At 38.4% G+C, this 5,721-nt stretch carries 6 protein-coding genes; all 6 read right to left on the bottom strand.

The features are described from left to right. Positions 1-45: 45 nt before the first annotated feature. Positions 46-570: a GNAT family N-acetyltransferase gene (locus RYL27_RS10530; RefSeq protein ID WP_314967101.1), complete on the bottom strand. Its 525-nt coding sequence runs from the start codon at positions 568-570 to the stop codon at positions 46-48. Positions 571-1,057: 487 nt separating this feature from the next. Further along, entirely contained in the window at positions 1,058-1,807 is a 750-nt protein-coding gene (locus RYL27_RS10520) for an alpha/beta fold hydrolase (RefSeq protein ID WP_314967099.1), read from the bottom strand. 477 nt (positions 1,808-2,284) lie between these two features. After that, on the bottom strand, positions 2,285-3,748 hold the full coding sequence (xylB, locus tag RYL27_RS10515; protein ID WP_314967097.1) for a xylulokinase: 1,464 nt from the start codon (positions 3,746-3,748) through the stop codon (positions 2,285-2,287). A 50-nt stretch (positions 3,749-3,798) separates the two neighbouring features. Further along, the gene (locus tag RYL27_RS10510; RefSeq protein ID WP_314967095.1) at positions 3,799-4,371 is read right to left on the bottom strand and encodes an SIS domain-containing protein; all 573 of its coding nucleotides are present in this window, start codon (positions 4,369-4,371) and stop codon (positions 3,799-3,801) included. 37 nt (positions 4,372-4,408) lie between these two features. Then, complete coding sequence (locus tag RYL27_RS10505) at positions 4,409-5,422, bottom strand: ABC transporter permease (RefSeq protein WP_314967094.1); 1,014 nt, start codon at positions 5,420-5,422, stop codon at positions 4,409-4,411. A gap of 12 nt (positions 5,423-5,434) precedes the next feature. Beyond that, positions 5,435-5,721, bottom strand: a 287-nt coding sequence (locus tag RYL27_RS10500; RefSeq protein ID WP_442945768.1) for an ABC transporter permease subunit, incomplete at its 5' end; no start/stop codon positions are given.

The following is a 5,721-nucleotide window of genomic DNA, read 5'->3' as shown; positions in this document are numbered from 1 at the left end:
ATTTGTTTGTACAATGTTCAAGATATAACTGTTATTATGTCTTGATTAGAGTACAAACTCATATAAGAGGAACTTCCTCGGTACTCCAATATCAACATATGTGATTTCAACCTTATCCACATACTTAAATCCAAACGACATATACATTTTCTGTGGAATATCATTTCCCTCTATGCAATCAAGACGAATTGATTTAAGCTTTCTTTCCCTTGCTGTGTCTATTGCGTGTTGAACTAACTGCTTCGAGTATCCACGACCTCCATATTCCGGAAGGACACGCAAGGCATGAAGAACCACTGTATCGTTATCATTTGCATCAATAAGCCATTTAACTGCGTGATACGCCTCATCACGATCATGATTCATAATATACGCCGCAACAATTCGACCATCTTCAATACCGATAAACTGATTTCTCTCTTTGATTGCATCTTTGATCATTTCATCTGGAGGGAAACCACCTTTATCTCCCTCCGGCAGAAAATCTTTTCCGCTCAAAACTTTACACATACCGTCATAAAACTGTCGCAATTCTATAAAATTTTTCTCTTCTGTATATCTGATAATCATAGAAATCTATCCCTCCAACTTCCGATTTGTTGCACAATGATCGTATTCAAATTATACTATAAACCTTGTGAACAATTCTACCGCAGCTTTGGACTATGATGAAAACAGGTAAGAACATAATCTCTTCTTCACAATATGACTGAAATGAATTATTCCGCCCAATTCTCAATTTTCAGAGCACTCACTCTGGAAAATTCTCTCACATTATTCGTTACAACAGTATACTCGAGAGACTACGCATGACCTGCAATCATCATATCGAGAGGGTCTATCGGCGTACCTTTCTTTCTCCAAACCTGCTCTAATCTTTCCCTGATGAATAGTCTGTAATTTTTGAAATGCCTTTTCCGGCTTATGCTTTATTGCATAAATACAGATATTGGTGTCAAGCATATACCTCATAGCTCGTCACGCTCCTGGGAAGGTTCTTTGCCGAAAAAGATTAACGCCTGATCATCGAGGTGATGGCCGGTCGTTTTGTTCCTTTTTACTCCTGAATACATTTTTCAAGTTCCCGGCAGTAATTATTCTTATCTTTCGTCATCATTCGGCAATGGTCGTAGCCTTCCCATACCTTCATTTTGGCAAGCGGATAGGTCTTGGGAATCATCTTCTTTGCGATTTTATAGTCAAATTCCTTATCTCCGTACGCAAAGACGCATTTCCTCTGAACATCACCGGAAAGCGGCGGCAATTCCACGAATGCACAGTCGTGAACGATGTTTCGGATGCTCTCCTCATTCATTGATATAAAATGTTTTGCCAGAAGCGGGGCGGCCTCTTCTCCAAACATGGAGGACATCTTCTTCACACTAAGCTCCGGATCTGCAACAGCTTTCTTATGTTTATGCAGAAACACCATGCGGAGAATCCACTCCATCAGCTTCGCGTTAGTGTAGAAACTGGTTCCCTCAAAAAATAGATGGTTGAATGCAATATCATCATATTTGAGAAGCTGTAGAAGAACCACCCCACCCAGTGAAGCTCCGTATCCGAGAGAGAGCTCCGTGATATTTTTTTCAGCCAAATACTCATGGATCTGTTTTGCCTCGTCAGCAGCACTATTATAAGTATCCTTATCGTCATCGCCGTGCGCTGAGAGATCCGGTGCGAGATAACGGTATTCCTCTCCAATGATGTCAGCAATAAATGTCTTCATACCGTTTGCTGACGAAAGCATCGGATGGATCAGAAGAATCACGTCCTCTTTTTCGTTATTCCAATCATGCATTATCATTTTCGAAATACCTCACAAGGAATCCCATAGTTGTATTAAAAGAACCTGATAAGAAAAATCTTCCAGCCTAAGAGCCGGCAGATTTTTTTGAACGGGCAGGTTATTTACCATTTTCAAAATGATCTCTTAATACCATTAATCTAAATATCAGGACAGTATTCAGAATAGTCGCTAATATAAGACCTGCTCCAACCCAAAGCAAATCTATCGCAAACCCTATAATGAAACATACGCTCCATTTCATAATTTGCTTACCACAAATGATGCATAGTTCTTTGCTTTTATTGGATATATTTTCGTCAAGATCATGTCCGGTTAAATATCGAATTGCTCTGCCGTTCGATCTAATAAATATAATCCCGATAATCAAGTAGAGCAAAACCATCATGAAATCGATACATAAAATTACAAACATATTGATTGCCTCTTTAGTGTATGATGATTGGGAGACGCTGTATAAAATATCAAGCTACAATATTATTTACCATACCAATCTTTTATTGCCGGATACAGTTCTCTAAAATTCCAATATGCTTGTTCATATTTTTTTACCAGTATTTCTTCCGGCTCAATGGAATCCTTTACTCTTACAATCCGAGCTACTGCTGATTCCAGATCTTGGTAAAATCCTGATCCCACCGCAGCAAGATTCGCTGCTCCCAAAGCAGGTCCTTCATCTTGCTCAGGAATTTCTACTGTAACATTCATAACATTTGCTATTATCTTACACCACAGCAGACTTTTTGCTCCCCCTCCACAAATCTTCGTTCTATTCACCTTGATTCCAAGCCCTCTTGCAATCTCAAAAGAATCGCGCAGTCCAAAAGCCACTCCCTCTAAAACAGCCTGCACCATATCTTCTCTATTGGTATCTAAGGACATACCTACAAACATTGCTCTGGCAAAAGGATTATTGTGTGGGCTTCTTTCTCCCATAAGGTACGGAAGGAAATAAACATTATTTTCACCTAATTTCTGAATATTTGCCTGCTCTTCAGCATAATGCGTTGTGCCCAGAATCTTCTCACACCACCATTGATTAGCTGAAGCCGCACTCAGCATACACCCCATCAGGTGAAAATTTCCATCAGCATGAGCAAAAGAATGCAATGCGTTAAATGAATCAACTTTGAAATGTGTACTTGAAATAAAAATGGTTCCGGAAGTTCCCAAAGAAATATTACACCGCCCCTCCCCTATGGTTCCAGTTCCTATTGCTGCCGCAGCATTATCTCCTGCACCAGCAATAATCTTAACAGTAGGCTTAAAGTCGAGTTCTTCAGCCACTACTTTCCTAAGGGTACCTACTTGTTCATAACTTTCATATAATTTGGGAAGCTGATTTATATTAAGATTACATAGTTCTAGCATTTCCTTCGACCAAGTGCGATTCTTCACATCTAAAAGCAATGTTCCCGAGGCATCTGAAAAGTCTGTACAAAACTCACCGGATAACATATAGATTAAGTAATCTTTGGGCAACATAATACGTCTAATTTTAGAAAATAAATCCGGCTCATGCTTTTTCATCCACAGAATTTTAGGCAAAGTAAAACCTGCAAATGCAATATTTGCTGTCCTTTCCGATAAAACTTTTCTCCCCACACTGTTGTTTAGAAATTCTGTTTCTTCGCTACTTCTTCCATCATTCCATAAAATGGCAGGTCGAATAACCCTATCATTTTCATCTAAGACTACAAGGCCATGCATTTGTCCGCCGAAACTAATTCCCACAAGTTCTTCCTTTGGGTATTCTGCCATCAATTCAATAAGACCCTTCTTAGTCTCTCTGAGCCAGTCTTCCGGGTTCTGTTCTGACCATCCCGTGTAAGGAAACGAAATAGGATAACTTTTTGTAACACTATTAACAATCTTTCCATCATCTCTCATTAAGAGCATCTTTACAGCTGAAGTACCTAAATCAATACCAATGAAATACATAATTACTCCATCTTTTAATATTCCTTATATTAATGCCAAAGATTTCCTTTTTATTCTACATTTCTATGCCGTGCTTCCATTGCTTCATGTGACAGTTTTAAACGCCTTTCCAGCATAATGACAATGATATCATATAACATATATAAATGTTGTTCAAAGAGATTCCCCATAGGTTGAATAGATTCTACTGCTCTGGTATCCGTTCCATTAAATACTGAGGCAGGTACAAAAAGAACAAAATCCGCAAATTCACGATTGACTTGATTCGCAGAACCTGTAACTATAGCTACAGTAGCACCGGATTTCTTAGCCTGTTCAGTTACATACTGTATATGTCCAATCTTTCCTGACCCGTTCGTAGCGATAAAAAGATCGCCTTTATGCATTCCCGGAGTAGTATCATCCCAAATCCAGTGCACTTCTTTTCCTAAATGCATAAGTCTCATAGCGAATCCTCTTGTAGATATTCCTTCTCGCCCCACACCCATGCAAAAAATTCTCTCTGCTTGGACAATCAAATCCATAAACTGTTCCAACTCTGCCACATTCTGCGCCTCAAACACTGACAGATGTTCTTTCATTACTGTTTTGAATAAATCTTGGTACTCATCCTTACAAGTCATAGTTTTACCTTCCCTTTCTGATTTTCTTGGTTTTTAACTATATAGATTTTTTTATGCTTGCCTTAAGAGCTCTTCGAGAAGAGTAATTATCAAGTTCTTTATTTAATCCTAATACAAGAATAAGCATAATCCCCCATATCAATTTTTTTGTATACGGTGATAAAGATAAGATAGTAAAAGCACTGGACATTACCTGCATTAATATAATAGCGATGAATAATCCCATTACTTTTCCCTTTCCGCCATTGGGGCTTATGCTACCAATTACACAAACTATCATCGTTTGTAAGAGATAGGTATCTCCATAACCCACTTTTGCAGAATTAACTCTACTAAGAATAATTAACCCTGCCATTCCAGACAATAATGCCGTAAGCAAAAAGACCGTAATTGTCATCTTTTCATTATTAATCCCAGAAAATCTCGCCACAACAGGATTGCCTCCAAAAAGATAAAGTTTTCTTCCAAATGTTGTGAATCCAATCACTCCTGCCAACAAAAGCGATACCGTTAGGAAACACCAAAAAATAAGCGGAAGGCCTAAAAATATAGATTTTCCAAACTCAGCAAACAGAGGATCTATATTCCCCACGCTGCTTCCTCCAGTAACCGCCATCCCTATACCCTGAATCAAAGTCATAGTTCCCAATGTTGCAATTAAAGATGTTGCAGAAGTCTTTGCTACAATAATTCCATTCAAAAGCCCAAACATGAGGGCTGTTAAAACAGCAACAAATAATGCCAAAACAATTCGTGACGGTCCCACTAGCCCCATTGACCATGTTCCATTCATCACATTTGCAGCAAAAATTGCAACCGTATTTGCATTTGCAATAATCGAAAGATCTATTCCGCCAATCATATTGGATAACATCATCGCAAGTGCCAAAAAACCAAATTCAGGGATCTGAAATGCCATCGACTGAATATTTCTCGCCGAATACATAGAGCCACCAAACATAAATGCCGATGTTATTAAAACTGTTAATACAATCCCTACAAGGATGTAGAAATCCAACTCACCCCTTAGCATTCTTTTCATAGGTCTCATTTCCATTCTCCTTTAATCCATAAAAATCAAATGGCTTCTATTTTTTTGTCTTGCTTGATAGGAGGTGATTGCCACTGCTATCACTAAGATTACACCTACAAACAAATTATTCCATGAGGAAGAGAGACCAATTAATATAAGTGTAGAATTTAAAAGATAAATGATTAAAACCCCTAAAACTACTCCAAAGATTTTTCCTTCTCCTCCTGTAATTCTTGTTCCGCCAATAACCACAGCAGCAACAACCATTAATTCTTCACCTACCATTTTATTTGGATAAAGAGCATTTACCTGGGCTG

The organism is Oribacterium sinus (assembly GCF_963537195.1).
Lineage (GTDB): Bacteria > Bacillota > Clostridia > Lachnospirales > Lachnospiraceae > Oribacterium > Oribacterium sinus_A.
This window is presented reverse-complemented; position numbering and strand designations above follow the sequence as displayed.

Bases quoted from the DNA above. Each gene is read 5' to 3' on its own strand.
- RYL27_RS10530 (WP_314967101.1), bottom strand. From the start codon at position 570: ATGATTATCAGATATACAGAAGAGAAAAATTTTATAGAATTGCGACAG.
- RYL27_RS10520 (WP_314967099.1), bottom strand. From the start codon at position 1,807: ATGATAATGCATGATTGGAATAACGAAAAAGAGGACGTGATTCTTCTG.
- xylB (WP_314967097.1), bottom strand. From the start codon at position 3,748: ATGTATTTCATTGGTATTGATTTAGGTACTTCAGCTGTAAAGATGCTC.
- RYL27_RS10510 (WP_314967095.1), bottom strand. From the start codon at position 4,371: ATGACTTGTAAGGATGAGTACCAAGATTTATTCAAAACAGTAATGAAA.
- RYL27_RS10505 (WP_314967094.1), bottom strand. From the start codon at position 5,422: ATGAGACCTATGAAAAGAATGCTAAGGGGTGAGTTGGATTTCTACATC.